Here is a 25462-nt window from a genome sequence, read left to right as displayed (position 1 = left end):
TAAAAAGAATAGTGCTCAGTATTTATTTTTTTGGAAACCATGGAATGAGCACGCTTGTTTTTTGTGCATAGGCTGCAAAGGCGGGATGTTTTTCTAGCATCTTTTCGGTCATTGGGATTCCTGATACAAAGAGAAGTAGCGATGTTATAGTGATTGGGCTGATGATTGCAATGATTCCATACGGAGCAGTGCATGCCATTAAATAGATTCCCCACCACATGGTAATTTCACCAAAATAGTTTGGATGACGCGTGTAGCGCCAAAGGCCTAAAGTCATGAGTTGTCCTTTGTTGGCAGGATTTTTCATGAATGCATAGAGTTGATAGTCGCCTATTGATTCAAATAAGAAGCCAATAATCCATACAAGTAAACCGATAAAGGTGAGTGTTGTAAGTGGTGCAAACGTTGCATTGTTCACCGTAATTATTTGAAATGCAATGACGAGCAATAAAAAACCTTGCAGCATAAATATCTTAAAAAAACTATGTAGCGGTGCCCATGCGCCCCATTCTTCGCGAAATGCTTTGTAGCGAGGATCTTCGCCTTTGCCTTTATTGCGGAGGTTAATGTGCAGTATAAGGCGCAAGCCCCAGAGGGTAACAAGTGCGCTGACTAAATAGCCAGCCGGTTGATGATGAGCGCCGAGCAAGAATGAGGACCATGCGACAACAATAAAGCCCAAGCCCCATGCTGTATCCACAATGGTATTATCTTTTTTTATATAGGCGACAATAAATGTGCAGGTCATGAGTATGAAAACAAGACAACTTATGATAAGTAGTGTCATAAAATTTCCTTTTTTTAAAATTCGATAAGGTTTTATGGCTTACTGTATCATAAGTTGATGGCAATTTGTCTACAGTATTATTTCATGGCTCTATTTTTTTTCTACAATCACGGCGGTGCCATATGCCAAAACTTCGGTGACGCCGTTCAAGACTTCATTGGCATCAAGTCTTAAGCCTATTATGCTATTTGCGCCTAATGTTTCTGCATGTTTGATTAAAATTTCAAAAGCTTCTTGGCGTGTTTTTTCGCACAGCGAAGTCAGTCTTGCGATGTTGCCACCACGAAGTAATTGAAAAAATGTTCCAAAGCTGCCAAAAATACTTTGGGAGCGTACCGATATGCCGCGCACAACGCCCAATGATTCAATGACACGATAGTTTGGTAAATCAAATCCGGTAGTGATCATTTTTGTGTTAATAGCCATGCGAGTTTCCTTGAGTATTGGGTTTTTTATTGTTTATTCTTATTCTATTTTATAGCGCCATTGTTTTTCAAGAAGACGTTTTTGTTTTGCCAGAGAAGAAATTCTTGAGTCATGTATTTTCTAGCCCATACTCTTGCATTTTTGAATATCAATGCGGTAGCGTTTTTATGTCGTATATCTCTATTGAGGAACAATATATAAGGAGTTTTTGTATGCAAAATAAAAAATTATTACTTGTGGCAGCGTTTTTTGCGCCTGTGGCAACTATGTTTGGTGGTCGATGCTGCGAAATAAAAAAAGGCTGTACCGATCCTTTGCATGTTTTGGCCTCAAGTCCTGCTCATAGATTTGAAGTATATGGCAGTGCGCTGGCTCTAAAGCCGAGCACGAGCAACTTGCATTATGCCATAGAAACAACTCAGCCATCGGAAAATGCAACGTGCCGAAAAGTTGATGAAATACATCCAAGCTATCATTTTGGGTTTGACCTAGGTTTTAAGACAATATTTCACAATGAGCATACCAATCTGATGGTGAACTATGAGCATATCAATGCACGCAGTTCTTCCAAGGGACATGTTTCTGGTGAAGATTATGTTTCACCAATTTTCCAAAGTGGATATAACGATTCGGACTTTAAAAAAGCACATGCATCAGTGCGCTTTCACTTTGATGAAGTGAATCTTGATTATGGCCAACTGTTGAGCATTGGCAACCACGTGTGCGCAAATATATTTGGTGGCGTGAGTTTTATGCGCTTGAAGCAAAATCTATGCCACGTGTTTACTTCGGAAGATCAATCTATTGAGCGTTCCACGAGCATTGCAACTCGCTTTATTGGCGCAGGCCCACAAGGTGGCATTGAGGCCCGTTATTGCCTGTATAAAGGATTAACTCTAGAGGGCAAGGGTGTATCAGCTCTGTTGATAGGCCGCATGAAAGATGCTGCTGAATACGAACGGGAAGTGTCTGAAGTAGAAACTACACAAAACATTAAGGTGTGCGCAAGGACACAGGTTGTGCCAGCTTTCCTGGGTAAGTTGGGCTTGTCTTATGAATTTGAATTTTGTAGCGATTATGTGGGTCGCGTGGCAGTCGGATACCAAGCTCAAGAATATCTCAATGCTATCCAATCAGTTGAAATTTCCGATGAGCCTATTGCCATAGCAAGCGGATTCATGCGTCGGCAAGGTCCATCAAATGTGGCATTCCAAAGAACCTTGAGCAACTTTGCTCTCTCAGGTGCTTATGTAACGCTTGAAGTAGGCTTCTAAAATACCTAGTAAACATTATGTATAGTGCATGCACGACAATGCACAATGATTCAGATTGAAGCGCCTTGTGTATACTAAAATGTACGTATACACAGGGCGTATTTTCATTTTTTGACTGCGTGAAAACATCTGTTATAGTGTTAAGTATATGATTATATTTTAACCCTTCATGTACTTTTGGACGCGCTATGAACGAATTTCAATCACCAGACATCGACCAGTTAATGCTTGCTTTAATGGATACTCATAGCGAATTTGGCGTGGTGATTAATAAAGACCGTAAGGGTCACAAAGGTACCTATGCTTCGCTGCCATGCGTGCTTGAATCTATTCATAAAATGTGTTCCAAACATGGGCTTATCTTAACCCAAGCTTCCCGTATTGTTAACGGTCAGCTTGCTCTTGAATCTATTCTGCGTCATCCAAAAAGCCAGCAATGGATAGCATGCCAATCACTCCTCACTCCAAACATTGACTTGCCAAGTTCCGACCAAGCATGGGGTGGTTCAATAACCTACCACCGTCGCTACGACGCTATGGCCTTGCTGGGTATTTTTGCGGAAGAAGACCCTGCCGACCATGATGGCGCTGCCGCATCTGACATGGGCCAAAAGTCTCCTCAGGGCTTGAGTGACAAACAACATGCTTTGTTGGCTGCCAAAATTAATGGTGATGATGCCTTGAAGGTGAAGATTCTTACAGGATTTAAGATTGCCAAGCTGGCAGACCTTCCTTGGAAAGAGTTCAACAAGGTTTTGAACTATGTTGAGCAGTCGAAAAATAAGTAAAATTTCTACGTTTATTTTTTGGTCTTTACCCTTATCTCAAAGACTATTATTTCTATTATGCATAATTCCTAAAATATATTTTGCTCTTGTGTAGATAAAAAGCTACAAATAAGGATTTTTACTATATACTGATCATGATAGACAAAATGGATACCATATTAATTTAGGGACGTATGTTTTATAAAAGTAACGATCGTGGATCTGGCAATAGCGGATCAAATAAGAAAAGTAACGGTAAGCCAAATAGTTTTGAAAGACGCAACACCAGACCTGGTGGCAACAAACCAAACTCAGGACGTAGCGATTCTGGTCGCGGCAGAGGGCCGGTAAAGAAATTTAACCCTTCAATGTTTATTAAAAAAGTTGAAGAGCAAGTAGTTGCTCCTGTTTACGTGCCAAAGAACACCTTTAATGACTTTTTGCTTGAACAACAAGTTAAAGAGAATATCGCAACCAAGGGCTACTTGTTGCCTACCCCAGTACAAGATCAAGCTATTCCTTTGATTTTAGAAGGCAAAGACATTCTTGCAACTGCTAACACCGGTACGGGTAAAACAGCAGCTTTCTTGCTTCCTCTCGTGAGCAATGTTATTGCAAAGAAAACTGAGCGTGTATTAATTATTACACCAACCAGAGAATTAGCGGCACAAATCCAAGTAGAGCTTGATTCATTCAAGATCAAAACTGGTCAAACTTCAGTATTATGCATTGGTGGTTTGAATATGGGATTTCAAATTCAACATCTTAAAAAGAATCCTACCTTTGTTATTGGTACCCCGGGAAGATTAAGAGACTTAGAAGAAAACGGTCACTTATCTTTTGGTCGCTATAACGCTATTGTGTTGGACGAAGTTGATACCATGCTTGATATGGGTTTCATTAACGATATTAAATATATCGTTGGTAAATTGCCTAAAAAGCGACATTCATTATTCTTCTCTGCAACATTGCCTAAAGATACCAAAGAAATTATGGATCGCTTCTTAACCAATCCGGTTGCAGTAAACGTAAAGACCCGTCAATCAGCTGAAAACGTTAACCAAGATATTCTTAAGGTTGACCAAGCTGGTAAGGTTGAAGCTTTACATAATTTGTTAATTAAACCTGAATTCAAACGCGTTATCATATTCTCAAGAACCAAGAGAGCAACTGATAAACTTGCAAAAGCTTTGAGAGAACGTGGCTTTGAAGTCGCTTCAATTCATGGTGACAAGACTCAAGCTCAACGCCAAAAAGCTTTGTTAGTATTCAAAGACGGCAGAGTGAAGATTCTGTTGGCTACCGACGTTGTTGCTCGTGGTATTGATATTGACGATGTAACGCATGTTATTAACTATGATTTGCCACAAACCTATGAAGATTACATCCATAGAATTGGCAGAACTGGCCGCGCAAATAAAATTGGCCAAGCGATTACTTTTATTGAGTAGATTATAAAAAAGCCTTGAGGGCCGTTTTTAGGAAGGAATTGATTATGGATATCTGGTTGTTAAATTTCTTAGAAAATTCTAATGATACGATGTTTTGGGTCAGTGGAATCCTAGGAACGACCCTCTTTGCTTTAAGAATGATTACTGTATTTTTCAGTGGCGCTATGGAAATAGATGATGCTGATATACATTCCTATGAAGGTGGCGATGATTTTCATTACCACACTGTCCCTTCTTTAAAACTGTTCACCTTACATTCTATGTCTGGGTTTTTTATGATGTTTGGTTGGGTCGGTTTGGCCTGCACGCATCAATTTGACTTGTCCTATTTACCAGCAATCGTCATTGCTTTTGCCGCTGGTGTGGCGGTTATGTTTTTGGTTGCACTGATTTTTCGAGGAGCATTGTTCTTTGAAGGGTCGGGCGATGTGTTTATGGTGCACAAAACAGTCGGTCTTGTTGGAACGGTTTATCAGCGAATTCCTGCCACGGGTCAGGGCAAAATTCAGTTGATGGTCAACGGTGTGACACGAGAATTGTTAGCGCAATCACATACACAAGAAATTATCGAATCGTTTGCCTTGGTTAAAGTAGTCAAGGTGATTGACCATGAAGTTGTCGAAGTAGAAAAACTTTAAAGAAGGATATACCATGATCGATTTCATACTTCTGAGTGCTGTTCTTTTAGCACTGTTTATATTTTTCACGCTGGTCTTTTTGGCAAGCTGCTATCGTCGCTGCCCTTCAAACAAAATTTTAGTTGTGTACGGTCGCGTGAGAGGCGATAAATCGTCTAAGTGTTACCATGGTGGCGGTACTTTTGTATGGCCATTAATTCAGGACTATCAGTATCTAGAGCTTACACCGATTGCCATTCACATTCCTCTCAAATCGGCGCTATCGCAACAAAATATTCGTATCAACGTGCCAAGTACTTTTACCGTGGCCTTGGATACAACTCTTGAGGCAATGAACAATGCCTCAGTGCGTTTGCTTGGCCTGTCTCGTAAAGATATTGAGCTTATGGCAACAGAGATTATCGTTGGTCAATTGCGCTTAACGGTTGCATCATTACGCATTGAAGAAATCAATCAAGACCGTGAATGCTTTTTATTAGAAATCAGAAAGCATATTGAGCCTGAACTGAAAAAAATTGGCCTTATGCTGTTGAACGTAAACATTACTGATATTACCGATGAATCGGGTTATATTGAGACCATTGGTAAAAAGTCTGTTTCTACCGCAATTAATCAAGCTAAAATCGATGTTGCAGAACAAGATAAGCATGGTGAAATTGGTCGAGCGCAAGCCGACAAACAAAAGCGTATTCAAGTTGCTGCTTACAATGCAGAGGCAGTGCAAGGTGAAAATGAAGCTAAAGGTCGCATTGCAAACGTTAACGCTGAGCTGATTGAAAAAGAAGCAGAAGCAGATAGACGTAGTAAAACAGCACAACAAAATTCTTATGCGGAAATTAACATCGCAAAAGGTGCGGCTGAAATTAAGCGTCTTGAAGCTGAAGAGATTGTCCCTAAAGAGATTGAAAAAAGAAAAATTGAGATTGCTGCACAAGCGGAAGCTGAAAAACACAAAATCGATGCGTATGCAAAAGCGGCTGCCGTACTTGCCATGAAGGATGCTGAAGCGCAAGGTACCTTGAATGTACTTAAAGCAAAAGCAGATGGTTACAAATTGCTCATTGAGGCATGTTTGGCTAATGCACAGGATGCAGCAACACTCTTAATGGTTGAAAAGCTCGAAGAGATCGTCAAGCTTCAAACTGAAGCAATTAAAAACATCAAGATTGATAAAATCACCGTGTGGGACAGTGGCAAAGGCGATGGTAGTTCGACTGCTAACTTTTTAAGTGGTATGATTAAATCGTTGCCACCACTGCACGATGTTGCTGCGATGTCTGGTGTTAAGTTGCCTGATTATTTGGGCAATATTGTCAAAGAAACTGAGGGCAATGAAGCAAAGAAATAGATTAATACTGGTTTAATTTACATTATTATTATTACATTACGATGGGATTATTTATGAAAAAAAATATCATGTTGATATCCGCTGCTTCACTTGCACTTTTAGTGTCGATCTATGGATTCAGAAAAGCTGCTGCCGCTAGAGCGCAAGGATCTCATTGTGGATCATGTTGTCATTCTGAACAAGCTACTGAAACTCAAGTAGTAGATGCCGTAGATGCAGTAGATGCTAAGATTGAGGGTCAAGACCTTTCAAAATCTGCTGATCTTAATTGCCAAGATGCATCAGAAATGCCTGCTCCAGAAGCAGCTTCTGAGTTACCAGCGGACGTTAAATAAGTTAGCTAAAAAATAGCTCATCTATTTATGTGTCAGAAATAAAAAAGCCCCGGGAGTTTAAATCCCCGGGGCTTTTCCTTATAGTTTTTAAGTCTTTTCGTTTTTTTCGATAACTCTATCTCTTTCAACTTTTTCTATTTTTCTCATTGCCGCCACGAGTAAACCGAGATGAGGACACGTTGGTAATTGTTCGGCGTCTTTAAGCTTCTGTTTGAGAACTTCTTTTTCAAAGAATGTATCAGCGTTAGCCATTTCTGCGACAGTCCAGTCTCTGGCAAAGCCTTTATTCATCGTTGGGCATATTAATGATTTTTTATTGGACTCTTCTTTTTGTTGTAGGTTCATTGCGTACAAGTTCGTTGTGGTTAAAAGTGCAAGCGTTGTATGCAGTAGATATAATTTCATACAATGTCCTTGTGAATTTATTTCAGGTTTTTTTATATAGAAAAGTATCATGTGTAGGGCTTTTTGGCTATTCTTATGTATAAAAAACACAGGAATATTTTTATACGGGAATCGTTATGATTAAAAAAATATTATTGATCGGTTTGTATATGGCGCCTGTTGTTGCTATGGACCAGCAAAAGTCAGAGCTATCACCAGCGAAGATTAAACTATCTAAAGCATGCGCGCATGATATTAAAAATATTGATGATGACTGTTTAGCTTTGTATGTTTACTTTAACAATGCTTTTCAGGAAATAATTCAAGAACCTCGATTAGTATACTCGCCGTCCGAGTTACTTATTTTCTTAAGTACAGAGCATTCTACTATTAACCGCGCTACTACATTAAAATATATGACAGGATCTGATTATGTAAGCACTATCATTATTCAGCAGTGTGATAGGCTTGATGATGCTTTTGAAGCAAAACAAAAAAAGCTCAATAATGCCAAAATGACATGGCAATGGTTTGATGGATACTTCAAACAAAAAGGACTCATAGAACCTTTGGCTGCCTATAAACAGGGGTTGATTGAAGCTGATCAAGAAAAATTAAAGGGAAATAGTTTATAAAAGGTATGCGACATGTCAATGAACCACGAATCAATTCCTCTTATTGAAATTGCGCAAGCAATAGAACAAGGTGCAATGCCTGAGACTGGGCAGCTTTATCGGCATTACAAAGGCAACTATTACAAAATTATTGGTATTGGTCATCACACTGAAACGTTACAAAAAGTTGTTATGTATCAAGCATTATATGACTCAGAAGATTTTGGCGACCATGCTCTTTGGGCTCGTCCACTCGGAATGTTTATCGGAACCGTAACTATTGATGGCAAGGAACTGTTGCGTTTTGAAAAAGTACAGGAGTAACTACACATGTATTCACATCGCGGAAATCCATGGGGCATCTTTTATCTTACTCTAGGTGCTGCCTTATTTTTATACATTGCAGGAGCCTTTCTATTACGCCTGTTAGTGGCCTTATTTGCTTTGTGGCTTATGAGCTATGGCATACAAATGTTACGTGGTCGGTCATCGTTTGGTATTTTTTGGCGTTGGCCACGATCATAATACCACATTGCAAGGAGAGATCGTTGAAACATTGTTTGATGGCTATGCTGTTTTTATTGAGTGTTAATATTCTAGTGCGGGCACAAGACCTGCTCAATGTTGATGCATCCAATGCGATCACTGATTGTGATAAGTTTTTGTCTTCAGAGGCTCCGGAATACGAGCGTTTGATGTTGCTAGCACATACGAATATCAAGCGCGTGGTTGAGAACGATCTGCCAGCTTTTGTGGCTACTTTCCAGTCAGTTTTTGGCAACACGTTTAAGAGCAAGCTGGCATATATACATGCCGAACTTACTGGTATTGATCGTTGTTGGATACCCTATATGAGTGGGTATTTTTTTGCACAAAATGATCCGGATATCATTAAGCAGCTCAAACTTTTTGGGGCAGCATTCAAAGGTCTTGGAAAATTATTTAAAAAATTCACCGTTGATTCAGATTTCTCAGAGAACAAATATTTGGATTTTTTGACTGATATTGCCAGTGATCTTCATGATATGCATTATATTTTGGGGCATCGTATTTTTGCGGGAGCACTCATTTTAATACTTGGTGACTTACAGGGTCTTATTGATACTATGTGTGAAATAGCCTAGCGATAGTAAGCCAAAAAATGAGATTATTACCCCTGTTTACAGGTTTAAATCAACAAAGATACAATTATTATTGCAATCTGAATATTATTTGTGGTAATCTGATAATAGGTAGAAAGAAAGCACCTATAAACAGACACGATGTAAAGATCGCGTAAAGCGAAAAGAAATCGTAGAAGTTCTATGGAGCTGTTGTGTAAGTGATTATGCAGTAGAGCTTACTTTTTACCTATTTTTGTTTATTTAGGTAAAAAGTTTAAAGTTGGCAACAACTTGGCCATGATCGGTTACAAAAATAGGTTTTTTATCTAACGAAACGGTGTCATCAATAACGTGATCGTTATAAAGGCGTACATCGATAACTCTCCCAATTCTGTTTTGATTCAATTCTGCAAAATGATTGCTGACAAATATGTTATCAAGGCTTTCATAGTGTCCATTATGAATGTAGGTAAAATAAAAATTTTCAATGCTTTTGCGTGCTTGAATATCTTTACAGTTCTGTAATACGTACTCCCATTTTTTTTTCTTTATATCTTCTGGAAGCCGGTGAAACGGAGCCTCTCCGAGTATGATTTGATTAGTTACTGATGTGTCAGTGTCATTCAAATCGCCGACGAGGATAAGTGGCTTTGTAGGTGTTGTCTCTATGTCGCGTGATATAAGGGCGCGAATGCCTGCGCACTCGATGCCGCGTCTGATTAAAGAACGAATATTGCCTTGTGCTAGATCTGTGTAACTTGCCAGATCGCGATCAAGGCCATCGGGTAAAATAGGACGTTTTGATTTTAAGTGTATAACATACAGCAGTATTGAAGTTGTGGCGGTGACTTGAATTTCTGCTTTAAGCAGCGCCCGAGAAAATTTTTTGATAGGTATTGCTATGTGAATGGCATCTTGTTGAGCAGTCTTTTTTTTATCATCAAAAAAGCTGAATTCAAAAGGAATTTCTTCTATGGTTTGTGTCGAAATTATAGGGAACTTGCTGAGCAATGCATTGGCAGGCTTGCCATTTTCTGGCCTATTCATCACGAGATTCCATTGTTCATAGGGGGTATCAATAAGACAATCTCGTAGAGCTTGCTCTTCAAAAACTTCTTGAAATCCTATAATTTCAGCATCCATTTTAAGCAATTGCGTCTTAATCCAGTTGATTTTTTGTTGATATTGGTTTTTCTCATAGCGTGGTCTTGTATTATGGTAAATGGGCTTTTCTGCTGTAATGAGATTTTCTAGATTAAAGGTTGCCGTGGAAAATTTCATGATAGTTCCTCTTATTATTGTCTGGTTGGGCTCAGGCATTATATACTCTTGTATATATCATAGTTCTTGTGGTCTAAGATATAGTTAGAGGATACTGGTATGGTTATTGATAGCGTTGGACCATTTTTTAATGATAGGGAGTTGCGGATGAATAAAATTTTTATGTTTGCGCTGTCGATAGTTATTGTATTGCCCGGTTGCGCACGTCAAAGTAGGCATAGTGAGCATAAGCAACTTAAGGTTATTGCACGGGCTCAGAATAATTACAAGATTGCTGTGGCAGATTTCGGACAGGTTTTACCTTTAGTTGATTTGCCAGATGATGCACAAAGAGACAAGCAATTAAAAATGGTGGTTATAGAAAAAAACAGTGAATGGAAAAAACATCGTTGGTCAGCAGAGCGATGGTTGGGTTCTGGACTAAATGAATTTGAGAGTTTTCCTTTTATAAGTTATAAGACTGCGTTAATCGCATGTATTGATAAAATGGGGCAGACCAAAAGACGTCTTGAAAAGATTAAGGGATATGCTTTCCCAACCGCAGCGTTGGTTCTTATCGATATTGAAGCGTTAATACCAAAACTTAAAGCTCTTTTTGAAATGGTTGTACAGCATGATAGGTATCTCCAAGAAAAAGATAAGTGGGAATCTATTATCGTGCCACGTACGGTAAGGGTTATTAAGTATTAGATTTGATTTAAGTAAATAACAAAAAACGGCGGGATAAAAAACCCGCCGTTTTTTGTGAGATGTTGTTTTGGAAAAATAACTTTTATTTGCTGAATAAACCTTTGATCCAGTTTACAATGCTCATAACAACGTCTTTGATTTTGGTGAAGACCATGACAAAGAAGCCTTGAATTTTTGCAAACACACAGCTTCTTCATGCTGCATTGGTTGCGCTACAGGTACAGCAGTGGCTGGCGCAACTACTACAGGTTCTGTAACAACTGGAGCGGTTACAATAACCGGAGCAGGAGTTTGTGTAGGAACTACTACAGGAGCTGTTGTTGGTACGACAATCGGAGCCGATGCTGCAGAAGCTGGCGCTGAGGTTGGCATGGCTGAAGGAGCAGATGTTGTTGCTGGCACATCTACATCGGTAGGCACATCTATATTTGTTTTTAGTGATCCAAAATGAGTGCGAAGATTTTTTCGTACTGAATCCTTGTAGCTTGAAGGATCTTTTACGCCGACCTCTTTATTTTTCACTACGCCATTTTCTACATAGATTACGGTAGGAATACCAACAACGCCGTATTTTTGAGCGACTGTTTTATTTGCATCAGCATCAATATCGACTTGCACGAATTGAACGTTGCTGAATTCTTTATCTTTAGCAAGATCTTCAAATGGCTTTTTAATGCCTGTGCATGCACCACACCATCCAGCGGAGAATTTAATTAATGCAGGGCGTGCATCTTTTATGATGGTATCGAATTGTGCTTGGCTTGTTACATTTACAACGGCTGCGTGCAATGGTTGTGCGATGAGCAGTATTGACAGAAGCATTACTGGTGCAAAAAATTGTGTTATAGTTGTATGACGTTTCATAAAAACTCCTCTTAGATAAAATATAGTTGATGGTTTTTCTTTTACTGTTGTGATCATTGTGACCACGTAGGGAGTGTATCATAAGGTATGTTTCTTTTGTCAATGAACTTAATATCCTGATTGGTTTTTACGGTCATTGAATCATTTTTAATATTGACTTGATGTCTATTTTTTTAATGTGACAGAGTGAGCAAATATTGAGTGTGGTTCATGCTATTTCTTGTTCTTGCCGAGATTTATTTATTGACAAAAAGGACTAATAATGAATCTTGCGGCGACAAAAAATTAAGAATATTTTTTGAGAAAAAATTTAAGAAAAATGTTTGATTATAGGTACTTAAACGGTTACATTATCATAAGTAAGAAAGATTGTTTTTTTCTCTTAGAAAAGTTTTTACATATAAAAAGTATTGATTGGGCGGATCTGCTCATAAGCATAGGGAGATAGAGAAGAAAAATACAACGAACGTAAGGATATTATGAATCAGGAAAATAATATGGTATCAGGAAAGACTTTTGGCTACAGCGATACAACACGCGATCAAAAAAATGAGACAGTAATTAATGCAATGCTCTCTATCACTAAAAAAGATGGAGCAGTGGAGACGTTAGACCTCGTACGCATGCGTCAGGCGATTACATGGGCAACAAACGATTATGCTGAGTTTGTTTCTGTTGATTTAATTTTAGAAGAAACACTCAAAAATATTTTTGATGGAATCCCTTCACATGAGCTTGAAGATGCGCTTGTTCTCTCGACCTGCTCATTTATAGAGAAAGATCCTGCTTACAGCAACGTGGCAGCAAAATTATTACTAAAGAAATTGTTTAACGAAGTTACCCAAAGCTCCATCACTCACCCTGATGCTGCAGTGTACTATCGCCAATCATTCATAGAGAGTATTAAAAAAGGTATTACCTACGGTATTATTGATCCAAGAATGGGACAATATGATTTGGACTTTTTAGCAAATCATATGTGTTTGGATCGCGATTCAAACTTTGAATACATGGGTTTAAAAACACTTAACGAACGTTATTTCACCAAGCACAATGGTCGTCGCCTTGAGTTGCCACAAACATTTTGGATGCGTGTTGCGATGGGTCTTGCATTAATGGAAGATCAAGCAAATGAGCGTGTGGTTGAGTTTTATAATCTTATGTCTACTTTTGCATATGTGCCAAGTACACCAACATTATTGCACAGCGGTATGACTCGTCCGCAATTGAGTTCATGTTTCTTGACCACGATTAATGATGATCTCAAGCACATTTTTAAATGTTTGGGCGACAATGCACAATTGTCAAAATGGTCTGGTGGTGTTGCAAATGACTGGACAAACTTACGCGCAACCGGTTCAAATATTGGAAGCATCAAGACTGAAAGTCAGGGCGTTGTTCCTTTCTTGAAAATTGCTAACGATGTTACTGCTGCCATTAATCGTAGTGGCTCACGTCGTGGCGCAACCTGTGTATATCTTGAAACATGGCATTTAGATGTTGAAGATTTTCTTGATTTGCGTAGAAATACCGGTGATGAGCGTCGCAGAACGCATGACATCAATACGGCAAATTGGGTTCCTGATCTTTTCATGAAGCGTATGTTGGCAGACGGTCCATGGACATTGTTCTCGCCAGACGAAGTGCCTGATTTACACCATATTTATGGCAAGCAATTTGAGCAGCGTTATGAGCACTATGAATTAATGGCTCAGCGCGGCGAAATTAACAAATTTAAAGTTATAGAAGCCAAGCAGCTGTGGCGTAAGATGTTAAGTCGTCTTTTTGAAACAGGCCATCCGTGGATTACTTTCAAAGATGCATGCAACGTTCGTTCACCGCAAGATCACGCTGGCGTTGTGCACAGTTCAAACTTGTGTACAGAAATTACCTTGAATACTTCAGCTGATGAAACTGCGGTATGTAACTTGGGCTCAGTGAATTTAGGACGCCATATTATTAATGGTAAACTTGATGAAGTGATGTTGGGCAATTCTGTTAAGCTTGCAATACGTATGCTTGATAACGTTATTGATATTAACTTCTATCCAACCATCGAAGCACAAAATGCAAACATGCGTCACAGGCCTATAGGGTTGGGCGTCATGGGCTTTCAAGATGCTTTATATAATCTTGATATTCCGTTCAATGATCCACGCGCACTAGAATTTGCTGACAATGTTATGGAATTGATTTCCTACCATGCAATTCTTGCATCATCTGAGCTTGCAAAAGATCGTGGTGCTTATAAATCGTTTAAAGGTTCTAAGTGGGATCGTAATCTATTTCCTGTTGATACCTTAGCATTGCTAGAAGAAGAGCGCGGTGAGTCTATTAACGTTTCACGCACAGAACGTCTTGATTGGACTCCGGTACGCGAACATGTCAAAGCTCACGGCATGCGCAACTCAAACACCATGGCATTGGCACCAACAGCAACCATTTCTAACATTGCAGGTTGTTACCCTTGTATTGAACCGATTTACAAAAATATCTATGTAAAAGCAAACATGAGTGGTGAGTTTACCGTAGTAAACAGCTATCTTGTCAATGATTTGAAAAAGATAGGCTTGTGGAGCCAGGATATGCTCGATCAATTGAAATATTTCGATGGCAATGTTCAACAGATTGAAGCTATTCCACAAAATATTAAAGATAAGTACAAAGAAGTATTTGAAATCGATCCTATTTGGTTGGTTCAATTGACTGCAGCTCGTGGAAAGTGGATTGATCAAAGTCAATCACACAACGTCTTTATCAATGGCGTGTCGGGCAAATTATTGAGCGATACGTACATTGCAGGTTGGAAAGCCGGGTTAAAGACATTCTATTACTTACGCTCTCTTGCGGCAACTCAGGTTGAAAAATCTACGTTGGATGCTAAGAAGTTTGGCTATACCCAAAAGCGTGAATATAAAGCGATGGAAGGCGAGCAAGCGGTAGCTGCACCAGAAAAACAAATAATCACTGAAGATGCTATTGTAGATGTAATGCCTAAGGCATGTTCTATTTCAGCTGACCCAGAATGTGATGTGTGTCAATAATATTTAACGTAGAGAAGGATGATTATGTCGTCACAAGTACAAGGAATTCTAAATAATTCCACGATTAATCCTAACAAGATTTTGCCTATGCGTTATTTGTGGGCGCGCCAACATTATGTAGATGGCGTAGCAAATAACTGGACTCCAGAAGAAATTTCGATGCAAAAAGATGTTGAGCAATGGAAGTCAACAACATTCTTGAGCGATACAGAGCGGCGTATGATTTTGTGGAATCTAGGTTTTTTTTCCACCGCAGAATCATTAACAGCAAACAATTTGGTTCTCACGGTGTATAAGCACGTGACTAATCCTGAATGCCGTCAATATTTATTGCGTCAGGCATATGAAGAAGCAGTGCATACTGACACCTTTATTTATTGTTGTGATACATTAGGATTAAATCCTGATGACATTTACACCATGTATGAAACAGTGCCATCGATTAAAGCAAAAGATGACTTTGTTGTTAAGTTGACATCATCTATTCTTGATCCGAACTTCCAAACTGATACCATTGAAAATGTTCAGAAGTTTTTACATGACCTTATTGGGTTTTATGTAATTATGGAAGGCATTTTCTTCTATGCTGGTTTTGCCATGATGCTTGCATTAAAGCGTCAAGGCAAGATGGTTGGTATTGGCGAGCAATTTGATTACATTATGCGCGATGAAAGCATTCATTTAGCATTTGGTTGCGATTTGATTAATACTATCAAGGTTGAAAACCCTGAAGCATGGACTGAGAGCTTTCAAGCTGAGATTGTTGAACTTATTAAGCAATCAGTGATTCTTGAAAAGACCTATGCTTTTGATGCATGTCCACAAGGCGTGCTTGGCATCAACCCTGACCAATTCTGCACCTATGTTGAATATATTGCTGACCGTCGTTTAGAGCGTATTGATTTGCCAAAAGTCTATGGCAAGAAGAATCCATTACCTTGGATGGGTCAGGCAACTGATTTGAACAAGGAAAAGAATTTCTTTGAGACACGGGTTATTGAATATCAAACAGCCGGCTCATTAGAATGGTAGACGCCTACTAAGGGAACAGAGCAAATACTGCCCGATCGCCCTGAGTGGTTTGTATCACGTGTGTGATACAAACTGTATCGAAGGGTAGAATGGTAGACGCCTACTTTAGATAAATATTTTGGTTATAAAAAAAGCCGCATAGCAAAAAACTATGCGGCTTTTTTTCGATATATAGCGTAACAAAAAAGTTAATTAATTTTTTTGTTCTTCGATAATCTCTGGACTTTGTAATGAATTATACGGTGTATGAAAACTGCTGCGTCCTGCCAGGAGATAGCAACCTTTTAAAGGTGTTGATTGCGAGCGGCCAATTTGTTTTGCAGCAGTTTTTTTGTTATTGAGCTTTGGTGACGAAGGTTGTGTGTTTTGTGTAATGCTGGGGCGTCGTTGCATAATAATCGCTACGGCACATCTACGCATTTGTGGTGTTTTTGGTGACTGAGTAGGACTTCCTCCTGGTTCTGGCGTCATGGATTTTGTTGACGTCTTACTGAGTCCTGGTGTCATAGATTTTGTTGAAGTGCTACCCGCAAAGCTTACTAAAGCCATGCAGGCGATTATTTTTTTCATTCTCTTCCTTAAAATGTACTACTCATCAATCTTATTGTTTTGGATATAATGCATCGAGTGTTCGTTTGTATTCGTTTTTATCTCGTAGGCCACCAAGTTTAGCTGCTTGTTTGCCATTCTTAAAGAATATAACTACGGGAATGCTTTGAATATTATAAGCATCGCTGATTTCTTTGAGTGTACTCACATTTACTTTAGCAAATTGTACATTGGAATATTCTTGTGCAAGTTGAGCAATAATAGGAGCAAGGCGTTGGCATGGTTTGCACCAATCTGCATAAAAATCAACGGCAATATAGCCTTCTTTGATTAATTGGTCTAGCTGGCTTTTAGATGTTACAGATCGAACTCCTTGTGCTCCTCGTGTGGTTTCTAGGGGGGCTGTTTCTGCCATAGACTTTATTGATATAGAACTAACAAGGCTTACTAAAGCCATGCATATGATTATGTTTTTCATTTTCTTCCTTAAAAAATGTACTGCCTGTCGATTTTATTGTTGTGGATAGAATGCATCGAGTGTTTTTTTGTATGCATTTTTGTCTGTTTGACTGCCACCTTGCTGTATTTTTTTGCCATCTTTAAAGAATATGAGTGTTGGGAGGCTTCTAATGTTGTATTTGCTACTTAAGTCTTCAAATTTATCAGTATCAACTTTGATGAAGGTTATATGCGAGTATTCTTGTGCAAGTTGATTTAAAATAGGGGCTAGTCGTTGGCAAGGTGGGCACCAGGTGCCATAAAAATCTACGACAACGTTGCCTTGTTTTATTAATTGGTCAAAATCATCTCCTGGCGTTAATGAATATACCGATCCACCGGTTTTGCTTGTGGTTTCAGACGATGATTTTTGAGGAGATTGGCTCTCGACTGATTTTTGTTGTGGTGTTTGTTCTTCAGCTGGTTTGTTTGACGAGCAGGTGAATCCAGCTTGTGTAATCAGTATGATTGGTAAGATAGTGGTAGCTAATGCTAATGCATGTAGTTTCTTCATGACTCTTTCTCCTTAATTAATTGTTGCGTGTAAAAAAGGTTTTTATATATCCTACAGACTATAATGAAAATGCGTGTTGTCAATCAAGACGTGGACACACGATATGTATACAGTATGAGTATCGTAACAGGAGAAAATGAATGCTTACATTACGCGAAGTTATTTATGTACAAGAGGTTCCGCGCAATGTTCGGGCTATTTTGGTAGGCGATATTGGGGGTACTAATAGTAACTTTGGTATTTTCCAACATCCTGATGATGGCTTAAGCCTTCTTTTGTCCCTGCATGCCAAAAGCCAGGAAATTGTAAGCTTTAGTGATCTGGTCAATCAAGTGCTACTGCATATAAAAGATAGGTACAGCATTACGGTTCACCATGCCTGTTTTGCTGCTGCGGGTGTTGTTTCTGCTGATCGTGATTATAGCAAACCAACCAATTTAGATTTTATTATCGACACTCAAGAGATTGTAAAACAAACAGGGCTCTCGTGTGTATTTTTAACCAATGATTTTGAAGTCATTGGTTATGGTTTGTCTTGTATTAATGCAAAGGATTTAGTGTCGGTTAATCATGCGGTTGCTCATGGTAAAACTAATAAAGCAATTTTGGGTGCTGGTACCGGCCTTGGCAAATGCATCATGTTTTGGGAGAAGGACCGGAAGATGTATGTTCCGGTGGCTTCTGAAGGTGGTCATGCCGATTTTGCTGCGCAGTCAGAAATTGAGTTTGCGTTAGTTAATTTTTTGAAAAAAACTAACAACTGCGATTGTAATATTTCGTGGGAAGATGTGCTGTCGGGCACTGGTATTAAGAATATGTATAAGTTTTTCTGCCAATACAATGGCGCGGTAAAGCCAAATGATTTTTTGGCAAAAGGCGGTTTGCATCCGGATGAAATCTTTAACTCACGCACTATTGACGAACATGCCTGGCATACCTTTGATTTTTACGCTCACTTTTATGCTCGTTGTGCAAAGAACTTTGCGCTTGATTCATTATCTCGTGGCGGCATTTACATTGCTGGTGGCATAGCTGCAAAAAATTTGCAATTGTTTCAGCAAGAAAGTTTTTTGAATGAGTTTATTAATTGTGGTAAACAAAAAGATCTTTTAAAAAATATCCCTATTTATGTTATTACCGACTATAACGTGAGTTTATACGGCGCCGCGGAGTATATGAGATTAGAAGGATTATGTGGTTAAGTTATGCTTACGGTATTAGTTCTACTGTACATGCAAGAAAAGCAAGCCCGGCGTAGCTTAATTATACTTCGAAGTTTTATCCTAGAGCGAAGAGGGCCGCAGCTGAATACATGCGGCTTGAAGGCATGTGTGGTTGATTATTTTGTGTTCGGAATTCGTATGTCAAAGGTTCGTGCATATCTTTTATAAAGCGGCAGATCAAATTTTGATGCATCTTTTAGTTGTATCGTCATATCAAAATAAAGTGGATCTGCTTTTTCGGTTTCTTCTTCAGTAGCGCCTTTTTTTTCTTCTTGTTCTGCTTCAATAAACAACATAGTTTTGAATTCGTCATATGGTTTAATAGTAATGTCTTCTTGCCCAGGACCAAATAAGTGAATGAGTGGAGCTAATGTTTCCATTGCTATATTTTGGTATGCCATAAAAAAGCCTATAGGGAAACACAGTATGGTCATAACACCAATGCCTAGGCTTGATGTTAAGTGGTTTTGGAGTGCTTTTTTTGTAAAAAGTGGTGTTGCTTTGTGAATAAGTGTGTCGTTGACGGAGAACACCAAAGATTGGGAACTATTATTCTTTATAGAGAGTTCCACAATGTAAATGCCACGAAGGAACGAGCTGTCTAATCTTGTTCCAAAACGTCTTTCATATTCTTTGGTTGGTATTACGCGGGTCGTCAACATTGTGTTATGAATATTTTGTGAAATTGTTCCTGGAATATCGTGTGCATAAACTCGAGTGACTTGAGTGAAAATAAGCGTAAATGCAGTGGTGGTGAGTAATAATTTTTTTAAAAAAGACATCATAAAAAAGGCCCCATTTTTAAAGATAAGATTGTTGTTAATAGACACCATAAGAATAATATAAATTCTATAGTTTGCCTAATAAATAAATACAATATTTTGAAATAATACAGTTTGATTATTTCAATCTGAAATGAGCAATGAGCGGGTCTTGTTTGGTTTTTACCTCAAGTTCCATAGGGATAATGGTCCTGAGCCGGCAAGAATGATTGCCAAGCAGAGCAAGGCTAGATTTAATGCGTATTCATAACCGCCATTCTGAGAAAAATATCCTTTGTCCCAATGCACTAAGTAAATGCCAACAAGCATAACCGCTAATAATCCAAAAGCACCAACTTCTGCTGCAATGCCAAGTAATATGCACAAGCCACCAAAAAATTCAATGAAGGGAGGAAGGTACGCAATGAGCGTGGGAATTTGTAATGAAGCCATGTAGCCTAACCAGCCTTGCAGGCCCGATCCGCCAAGCCAGCCAAACATTTTTTGGCCGCCATGAAGAATAAATACGCTTCCTAAAATTAAACGGATAATTAATATCGCCCAGTCTTGATTGATGATTGATGTGTGCATTATTTTCCTTTTTTATCATTCAACATTACTAACCTAAGCACAGTAGAATTTTTTGTTTTGCGCGTCAACGGTTTTTAACATCAGGGCTTATTAAAGGAAGTTGAATGTGCATTAGGCATCATGGCTAAAGATTTAAAAGCGCTCATGGCGCCAGGGATTCCTGACGCCATGATTTAATAACGATTTGTTCGAGATAAATTATTAAGCGATTTGTTTAATAGTCAGTGTTGCAGAAACAGGATCTATTCCACCAGCTAGTGGGGTAATGGTAAGCGCTGTTGAACTGCCAGCTGGATTGAGAACGCTGAGTACAGAATTTATAACCGTAGTAGTGATCAATGTGCTGCCTACTATTTGGCTGGTGCCGGTTGCGCGACCAACAACAGTTTGTGCTAATTCTAAAACGCCTGCACCAGAATCAAGTCCTAAAACGAGTTGTCCTGCTTCAGTAACGCTTACTTGCCAAGTAACTTCATAGGTACCAATATTTGGCAAATTAAATTGAGAAGCACTTGTGCGAGTGACGCCGCTTATTGGGCCATCTTGAGGAAATTGAACTGCAGAGCCTGCTGCGACAGTAGCAGAGTTATCTCCAGGCATAAGAGCAAAGAAATTACCAAATGTTGTCAAGAATCCTGTGCCGGCTGCTCCTGTTGCGCCTGCTTGGCCGGTAGCGCCAGCTGCTCCAGTTGCGCCAGCTGGGCCGGTTGCACCCGTTTCTCCAGTTGCGCCAGTAACGCCGCCTGAAGGTCCTACGGGGCCTGTAGCGCCAGTGCAGCATGGTCCTGTTGCGCCGGTTGAGCCGACTAAGCCAACGTCACTTAATGCTGCGGCAAGAGCGGTTAAATTGCTAAACTCAAGGCCGTTAACAAAAAGGCGACCGTTTACGTTTAAGCATTTAACACATAGCTTGCAGATTTTTTTAGTTTTTTTTCTTCTTGTTGCTTGATCATCAGTGTCATGTTTTTCGTTGCTGATATATGCTGTGCCATCTTCTAATCTTTGTTTGTAGTTTGTAAGATCTGCTCTTGATCGCATGAAAGATTCTTGCATGCTTCAAGACATTCATTGATTACGTATGCAACATGTTTATCTTGTGCCACGTTGCCTTCGTCTTTGATGTCTTGGCATAAGTCTTTAAATTCTGTTGACCACTGGTGATGCGGTAATAGATTTTCTAATTCAAGAATACTTGCTTGTGTGCGGCTGTTGATGTAAACGAGCGAGTTGTTCAACTCTTTATTAAGAGCATAGAGTGCTGACTCTTCTTGTGACATCATTGCAAGAGCTGGCAATGATACCAGTAGGGAAATCATAAAAAATAGTTTGAAGATTCTTTGTTTCATGTGACTCATCCTTTGAGTAAGAGATTAACAATGGTTACGACTTATACATAGTTATTTTTTGATGAAGACTTTTTATTTTACCCCATACTCTTCTATACTATTTATTTACTGTTTTAATCAACAAAAAATGTTTTTTTATTCCTTATGTAATTCTTTGTTATAGTAGGCAAGTAAAAAAAGATAGAACCTTGTACTATGAGGCCCTCCATGAAAGTAATTGAATTTCACTACAAAGATAGTTGTTTAATGTCGCAGGATGAGCTGAAAACGATAGGCAAACAATTAGAGCCGGAAATAAAAGTGGCGCGGCAGGCATTGACCACTGGTTATGACTCTGATTATGCATCCATTAACCTTTCAACCGATACGCATTTGCTTAATACTGTCCAAGCGGTAATCCAAGAAAAAAAGGCGTTGAAACCAATGATGTTGGTGGTTATTGGGATTGGTGGTTCCAACTTGGGAACCATGGCGGTACACGAAGCGATTCAGGGGAAGTTCTATAATGAGCAGCATCCCGCACTCAAAGTGTATTGGGCAGATTCAGTGGATGCTGATTATATTGGCGCTTTGTGCGGGTTGCTTGAGCAGGAATTGCAACGTGGTGGTCAAGTGCTCTTGAATGTGGTGAGCAAATCAGGCGCTACCACCGAGACTATAGCTAACTTTCAGGTTTTATTGCCTATTCTCAAAAATCACAGACCTGAAGATTATTTTCGTTACGTGGTAGCAACGACCGACAAAGATTCTGCATTGTGGCATGTTGCTCAGCAGGAAAAATTTGTCTGCCTTGAGATCCCTAAAAAAGTCGGCGGCCGTTATTCAGTATTTTCTGCGGTAGGGCTTTTCCCATTAGGTATGCTTGGTGTTGATATTAAAGAGCTGCTTGAGGGAGCACGGTCGATGATGCCGGAATTTACCGACACTGATATCACCAATAATCCTGCAGCTTTGAGTGCTGCGATATTGGCGACGCACTACAAAAAAGGCTTGCATATTCACGACACATTTTTATTTGCTAATCAATTGGAATCTGTTGGCAAATGGTATCGTCAATTAATGGGCGAAAGTATTGGCAAAGAATTCAATCGCAACAGCGAACGTGTATGTGTCGGTATGACGCCGACGGTGTCTGTTGGTTCTACCGATTTGCATTCGGTAGGACAACTCTATTTGGGTGGGCCAAAAGATAAGGTTACAACCTTTGTGACCGTGTGCAGTTCTGCATCATTATCGGTGCCGTATATGCAAGGGTACAATCAATTGGTGGAAGACATTCAAGGTCGATCGCTTTCGACTATTATGGATGCTATTATTGATGGTGTGCAGATTGCGTATACAAAAGGATCGTTACCCTATGTTTCGTTTAAACTGACGGCATTGTCGCCGTTTTTTTTAGGGCAATTTTTACAGTGTAAAATGTTAGAAATCATGTATCTTGGATATATCCTTGACGTCAATCCTTTTGACCAACCAAATGTCGAATTATATAAACAAGAAACTCGTAAAAGGTTAAGCCATGAGTGAATGTACCTTTATTATTATAGGCGCGACAGGAGATTTAACGCGGCGTAAGTTGTTGCCTGCTATCTATCGCCTGATTACGCATAAGAAGTTAGAAAAATTTATTATTGTTGGAGCGGCGCTTGAAGCGACGACTATCGGACAGATATTAGACTCAGCCAAAGAATTTATCGAGGGTGATATTGACCCTGTTATTTGGCAAAAAATAGTTGATAACAGTTATTATCAATCCTTGAATGTCACCGTTCCGGCTGACTTTGTGCTGCTTGACAAAGTGGTAGAAGGTTTAGAAAAAAAACATGGCATGACGGGCAATCGTCTGGTTTATTTAGCGGTTTCAGCATCATTTTTTTGTGAGGTGACACTACAATTGGCCGCTTCTGGTGTCGTGAAAAAACTTGCAACGAATGAGCCGATGTGGCATCGCATTGTGTACGAAAAACCTTTTGGTCGTGATGCGCAATCGGCACATGAGATTAACGAATGCATTGCTGCATCATTATACGAGCATCAAGCCTATCGCATCGACCATTATTTAACCAAAGAACTAGTAAGCAATATTGCGTTAATACGGTTTACCAACTGTGTTTTTGAGCCGTTGTGGAATAATCGTTATATCGACAGTGTGCAAATTATATTGAGCGAAACAGTTGGCGTCGGCAAACGTGGTGGCTATTACGATGCCTACGGCGCATTGCGTGATGTGGTACAAAATCACATGCTTGAACTGTTGGCGATTATAGCAATGGAAGCACCAGAAAAGTTGACGGGCGACTTTATCCGTAACGAGCGCGTCAAAGCATTACAAAAGGTTCGTGTTGTTGATGCCATTGCTGGGCAATACGAAGGGTACACACAAGAAGAGTGGGTACCAAAAGATTCTACCACCGAAACATTTGCAGCGTTATTTTTGATGATCGACAACCCTCGGTGGGCTGGTGTTCCGTTCTATCTCAAGACGGGTAAGTTTTTAGATAAAAAAGAGACGGTTATTCACATTAAATTTAAGCAAGTTGATTGTTTGTTAACCAAATATTGCCCAAGCGAATCAAATTATTTGACGATTCGACTTGCGCCCGATGAATCGTTTATTCTTACGCTCAATGCTAAAAAACCAGGAACATCACAAGAATTAATGCCGATGAGCATGCAATATTGTCACAGCTGTATTTTTGGCGCAGAAAAATTTTCTGGGTATGAGACCTTGATTGAAGAAATAATGCGTGGGGAACAATCGGTTTCTGTACGTTGTGATGAAATAGAAGCAGCATGGCGCGTTATTGATACTGCCAAACAAAAAGAGGTGCCGCTATCCAGCTACACACCGGGGAGCTCTGGTCCTGAAGCAGCGGAATTATTTGCAAAAAAACATGGCATGAGGTGGCGATAATATGAAATTAGGAATTATTGGTTTAGGAAGAATGGGCGCAGGCGTTGCAGAGCGTGTGCTCAAAGCAGGACACGAAGTTATTGGTTTCGATTTAGATCAAACTAATAAAGATGCAGCGAGCGCTTTGGGTGTTCAGGTTGTTGCTTCGCTGGCTGAAGTTGCAACGTTGAGTCCTGTTGTGTGGCTTATGGTTCCGCAAGGTCCGATTGTTGACAAAGTGATTCAAGAATTGTTACCGCATATGCAAGCAAATAGCATCTTGATTGATGGTGGCAATAGTAATTATCTCGATTCTATGCGTCGCGCACAGATGTTGGCAACGCATGCTATTTCATATTTAGATTGTGGCACATCAGGCGGATTGCTTGGTCGCACGCAAGGGTATTGCCTCATGATTGGTGGCGATAAAACTGCGTATGATTCCATTAATCCTTTGTTGAGTGCTATTGCAGCGCCCAACGGCTGTGCATTAGTTGGTCCATCGGGAGCGGGTCACTATGTTAAAATGGTGCATAACGGCATCGAATATGCATTGTTGCAAGGCTATGCCGAAGGATTCCATTTAATTAAAGATGGCAGCTTTAAAGATGCGCATTTAGATTTAGAAAAAATTTCCAATGTGTGGATGCATGGTTCGGTTATTCGTTCATGGCTGCTTGATCTTGCACACGATGTGTTTAAAGAAGATCAAGAACTTACACATGTGTCAGGCGAAATCGCTGAAGGCGGCACGGGCAAATGGACTGTGGAAGATGCTCACAAAACTAATGTGCCCGTGCCATTAATCGAAGAGTCGCTTGAAATTCGCCGCTGGTCACGTGAATCGGGTGGCAATTATGCAACCAAAGTTATTGCCATGCTGCGTAAAGGTTTTGGTGGTCACGACGTGAAGAAGGTTAAGTAATGAACATAATCGATATTAGTTGGCCGGTCAGTGAAAAAATGACCGGCTATAAAGACCGTCGCATCGTAAAATTAGAGCAACGAAAAGATTTTGATAAAGATCATGTGCGCGAAACGACCATCAC

Annotated in this window: 29 protein-coding genes; 17 read left to right on the top strand and 12 right to left on the bottom strand. The window is 39.6% G+C overall.

Going from position 1 to position 25462, the window contains the following annotated elements:
• Positions 1-22: 22 nt before the first annotated feature.
• Together NTX86_02680 and NTX86_02675 are read right to left on the bottom strand one after the other, a co-directional pair.
• Entirely contained in the window at positions 23-787 is a 765-nt protein-coding gene (locus NTX86_02680) for a DUF1295 domain-containing protein (GenBank protein ID MCX5922208.1), read from the bottom strand.
• A gap of 90 nt (positions 788-877) precedes the next feature.
• The gene (locus NTX86_02675) at positions 878-1213 is read right to left on the bottom strand and encodes a YbjQ family protein (GenBank protein MCX5922207.1); all 336 of its coding nucleotides are present in this window, start codon (positions 1211-1213) and stop codon (positions 878-880) included.
• Positions 1214-1425: 212 nt separating this feature from the next.
• Between NTX86_02675 and NTX86_02670 the strand changes: the two genes are divergently transcribed.
• From NTX86_02670 to NTX86_02645, 6 genes are all read left to right on the top strand, one after another.
• Positions 1426-2487 (top strand): Lpg1974 family pore-forming outer membrane protein, encoded by a 1062-nt coding sequence (locus NTX86_02670; protein MCX5922206.1) that lies wholly within the window; start codon positions 1426-1428, stop codon positions 2485-2487.
• A gap of 188 nt (positions 2488-2675) precedes the next feature.
• Complete coding sequence (locus NTX86_02665; GenBank protein ID MCX5922205.1) at positions 2676-3275, top strand: ERF family protein; 600 nt, start codon at positions 2676-2678, stop codon at positions 3273-3275.
• A 173-nt stretch (positions 3276-3448) separates the two neighbouring features.
• On the top strand, positions 3449-4705 hold the full coding sequence (locus NTX86_02660) for a DEAD/DEAH box helicase (protein MCX5922204.1): 1257 nt from the start codon (positions 3449-3451) through the stop codon (positions 4703-4705).
• 44 nt (positions 4706-4749) lie between these two features.
• The gene (locus NTX86_02655; GenBank protein ID MCX5922203.1) at positions 4750-5343 is read left to right on the top strand and encodes a hypothetical protein; all 594 of its coding nucleotides are present in this window, start codon (positions 4750-4752) and stop codon (positions 5341-5343) included.
• 13 nt (positions 5344-5356) lie between these two features.
• Positions 5357-6691, top strand: a complete 1335-nt coding sequence (locus tag NTX86_02650) for an SPFH domain-containing protein (protein ID MCX5922202.1) — start codon at positions 5357-5359, stop codon at positions 6689-6691.
• 53 nt (positions 6692-6744) lie between these two features.
• Positions 6745-7026 carry a hypothetical protein gene (locus tag NTX86_02645; protein MCX5922201.1) on the top strand — a complete coding sequence of 94 codons (282 nt, stop codon included), beginning with the start codon at positions 6745-6747 and terminating at the stop codon, positions 7024-7026.
• Between the two features lie 87 nt (positions 7027-7113).
• On the opposite strand, the gene NTX86_02640 is transcribed toward NTX86_02645, so the two are convergent.
• The gene (locus tag NTX86_02640; protein ID MCX5922200.1) at positions 7114-7431 is read right to left on the bottom strand and encodes a hypothetical protein; all 318 of its coding nucleotides are present in this window, start codon (positions 7429-7431) and stop codon (positions 7114-7116) included.
• A gap of 116 nt (positions 7432-7547) precedes the next feature.
• Between NTX86_02640 and NTX86_02635 the strand changes: the two genes are divergently transcribed.
• The 4 genes from NTX86_02635 to NTX86_02620 all read left to right on the top strand — a co-directional run bounded on the left by NTX86_02635 (position 7548) and on the right by NTX86_02620 (position 9148).
• Entirely contained in the window at positions 7548-8045 is a 498-nt protein-coding gene (locus NTX86_02635; GenBank protein ID MCX5922199.1) for a hypothetical protein, read from the top strand.
• A 12-nt stretch (positions 8046-8057) separates the two neighbouring features.
• The gene (locus NTX86_02630; GenBank protein ID MCX5922198.1) at positions 8058-8348 is read left to right on the top strand and encodes a DUF1653 domain-containing protein; all 291 of its coding nucleotides are present in this window, start codon (positions 8058-8060) and stop codon (positions 8346-8348) included.
• Positions 8349-8484: 136 nt separating this feature from the next.
• Positions 8485-8616: a hypothetical protein gene (locus NTX86_02625; protein ID MCX5922197.1), complete on the top strand. Its 132-nt coding sequence runs from the start codon at positions 8485-8487 to the stop codon at positions 8614-8616.
• A complete protein-coding gene (locus tag NTX86_02620) occupies positions 8573-9148 on the top strand; it encodes a hypothetical protein (protein ID MCX5922196.1) in 576 nt (191 codons plus the stop codon). Before NTX86_02625 ends, NTX86_02620 begins: the two co-directional genes overlap by 44 nt.
• 240 nt (positions 9149-9388) lie before the next feature.
• On the opposite strand, the gene NTX86_02615 is transcribed toward NTX86_02620, so the two are convergent.
• On the bottom strand, positions 9389-10408 hold the full coding sequence (locus tag NTX86_02615) for an endonuclease/exonuclease/phosphatase family protein (protein ID MCX5922195.1): 1020 nt from the start codon (positions 10406-10408) through the stop codon (positions 9389-9391).
• Between the two features lie 147 nt (positions 10409-10555).
• Between NTX86_02615 and NTX86_02610 the strand changes: the two genes are divergently transcribed.
• Positions 10556-11098 carry a hypothetical protein gene (locus NTX86_02610; GenBank protein MCX5922194.1) on the top strand — a complete coding sequence of 181 codons (543 nt, stop codon included), beginning with the start codon at positions 10556-10558 and terminating at the stop codon, positions 11096-11098.
• 120 nt (positions 11099-11218) lie between these two features.
• Here NTX86_02610 and NTX86_02605 read toward each other — a convergent pair whose 3' ends face one another.
• Entirely contained in the window at positions 11219-11962 is a 744-nt protein-coding gene (locus NTX86_02605) for a thioredoxin domain-containing protein (GenBank protein MCX5922193.1), read from the bottom strand.
• Positions 11963-12441: 479 nt separating this feature from the next.
• Between NTX86_02605 and NTX86_02600 the strand changes: the two genes are divergently transcribed.
• Both NTX86_02600 and NTX86_02595 read left to right on the top strand, forming a co-directional pair.
• Positions 12442-15006, top strand: a complete 2565-nt coding sequence (locus NTX86_02600; GenBank protein MCX5922192.1) for a ribonucleoside-diphosphate reductase subunit alpha — start codon at positions 12442-12444, stop codon at positions 15004-15006.
• Positions 15007-15030: 24 nt separating this feature from the next.
• Entirely contained in the window at positions 15031-16038 is a 1008-nt protein-coding gene (locus NTX86_02595; protein ID MCX5922191.1) for a ribonucleotide-diphosphate reductase subunit beta, read from the top strand.
• A 192-nt stretch (positions 16039-16230) separates the two neighbouring features.
• Here the strand turns inward: NTX86_02595 and NTX86_02590 are convergent, their stop codons facing one another.
• From NTX86_02590 to NTX86_02580, 3 genes are read right to left on the bottom strand one after another with little or no spacing between them, the layout of a single operon-like run.
• A complete protein-coding gene (locus tag NTX86_02590; protein MCX5922190.1) occupies positions 16231-16608 on the bottom strand; it encodes a hypothetical protein in 378 nt (125 codons plus the stop codon).
• A 31-nt stretch (positions 16609-16639) separates the two neighbouring features.
• Positions 16640-17065: a thioredoxin family protein gene (locus NTX86_02585; GenBank protein MCX5922189.1), complete on the bottom strand. Its 426-nt coding sequence runs from the start codon at positions 17063-17065 to the stop codon at positions 16640-16642.
• A gap of 33 nt (positions 17066-17098) precedes the next feature.
• Entirely contained in the window at positions 17099-17599 is a 501-nt protein-coding gene (locus tag NTX86_02580) for a thioredoxin family protein (protein MCX5922188.1), read from the bottom strand.
• Positions 17600-17739: 140 nt separating this feature from the next.
• Between NTX86_02580 and NTX86_02575 the strand changes: the two genes are divergently transcribed.
• Entirely contained in the window at positions 17740-18801 is a 1062-nt protein-coding gene (locus NTX86_02575; protein MCX5922187.1) for a glucokinase, read from the top strand.
• 137 nt (positions 18802-18938) lie between these two features.
• On the opposite strand, the gene NTX86_02570 is transcribed toward NTX86_02575, so the two are convergent.
• The 4 genes from NTX86_02570 to NTX86_02555 form a co-directional block, all read right to left on the bottom strand.
• On the bottom strand, positions 18939-19607 hold the full coding sequence (locus tag NTX86_02570; protein ID MCX5922186.1) for a hypothetical protein: 669 nt from the start codon (positions 19605-19607) through the stop codon (positions 18939-18941).
• Between the two features lie 159 nt (positions 19608-19766).
• Entirely contained in the window at positions 19767-20174 is a 408-nt protein-coding gene (locus tag NTX86_02565) for a DoxX family protein (GenBank protein ID MCX5922185.1), read from the bottom strand.
• Positions 20175-20375: 201 nt separating this feature from the next.
• The gene (locus NTX86_02560) at positions 20376-21212 is read right to left on the bottom strand and encodes a collagen-like protein (GenBank protein MCX5922184.1); all 837 of its coding nucleotides are present in this window, start codon (positions 21210-21212) and stop codon (positions 20376-20378) included.
• Positions 21170-21520, bottom strand: coding sequence for a hypothetical protein (locus NTX86_02555; protein MCX5922183.1), 351 nt, complete (start codon positions 21518-21520; stop codon positions 21170-21172). Before NTX86_02555 ends, NTX86_02560 begins: the two co-directional genes overlap by 43 nt.
• Positions 21521-21727: 207 nt before the next feature.
• Between NTX86_02555 and NTX86_02550 the strand changes: the two genes are divergently transcribed.
• Genes NTX86_02550 through gnd form a run of 3 tightly spaced genes read left to right on the top strand, consistent with a single transcriptional unit; the run spans position 21728 to position 25338 of the window.
• Positions 21728-23047, top strand: a complete 1320-nt coding sequence (locus NTX86_02550; protein ID MCX5922182.1) for a hypothetical protein — start codon at positions 21728-21730, stop codon at positions 23045-23047.
• On the top strand, positions 23040-24434 hold the full coding sequence (zwf, locus tag NTX86_02545) for a glucose-6-phosphate dehydrogenase (GenBank protein MCX5922181.1): 1395 nt from the start codon (positions 23040-23042) through the stop codon (positions 24432-24434). The genes NTX86_02550 and zwf overlap by 8 nt, the downstream gene beginning before the upstream one ends.
• A 1-nt stretch (position 24435) precedes the next feature.
• Positions 24436-25338, top strand: coding sequence for a decarboxylating 6-phosphogluconate dehydrogenase (gene gnd / locus NTX86_02540; protein MCX5922180.1), 903 nt, complete (start codon positions 24436-24438; stop codon positions 25336-25338).
• Positions 25339-25462 lie beyond the last annotated feature (124 nt).

The sequence above is a fragment of the Candidatus Dependentiae bacterium genome, from assembly GCA_026389015.1.
Taxonomy (GTDB): domain Bacteria; phylum Babelota; class Babeliae; order Babelales; family Vermiphilaceae; genus JAPLIR01.
Note: the sequence above shows the minus strand (reverse complement) of the source record. Positions and strands in the feature narration are given on the sequence as shown.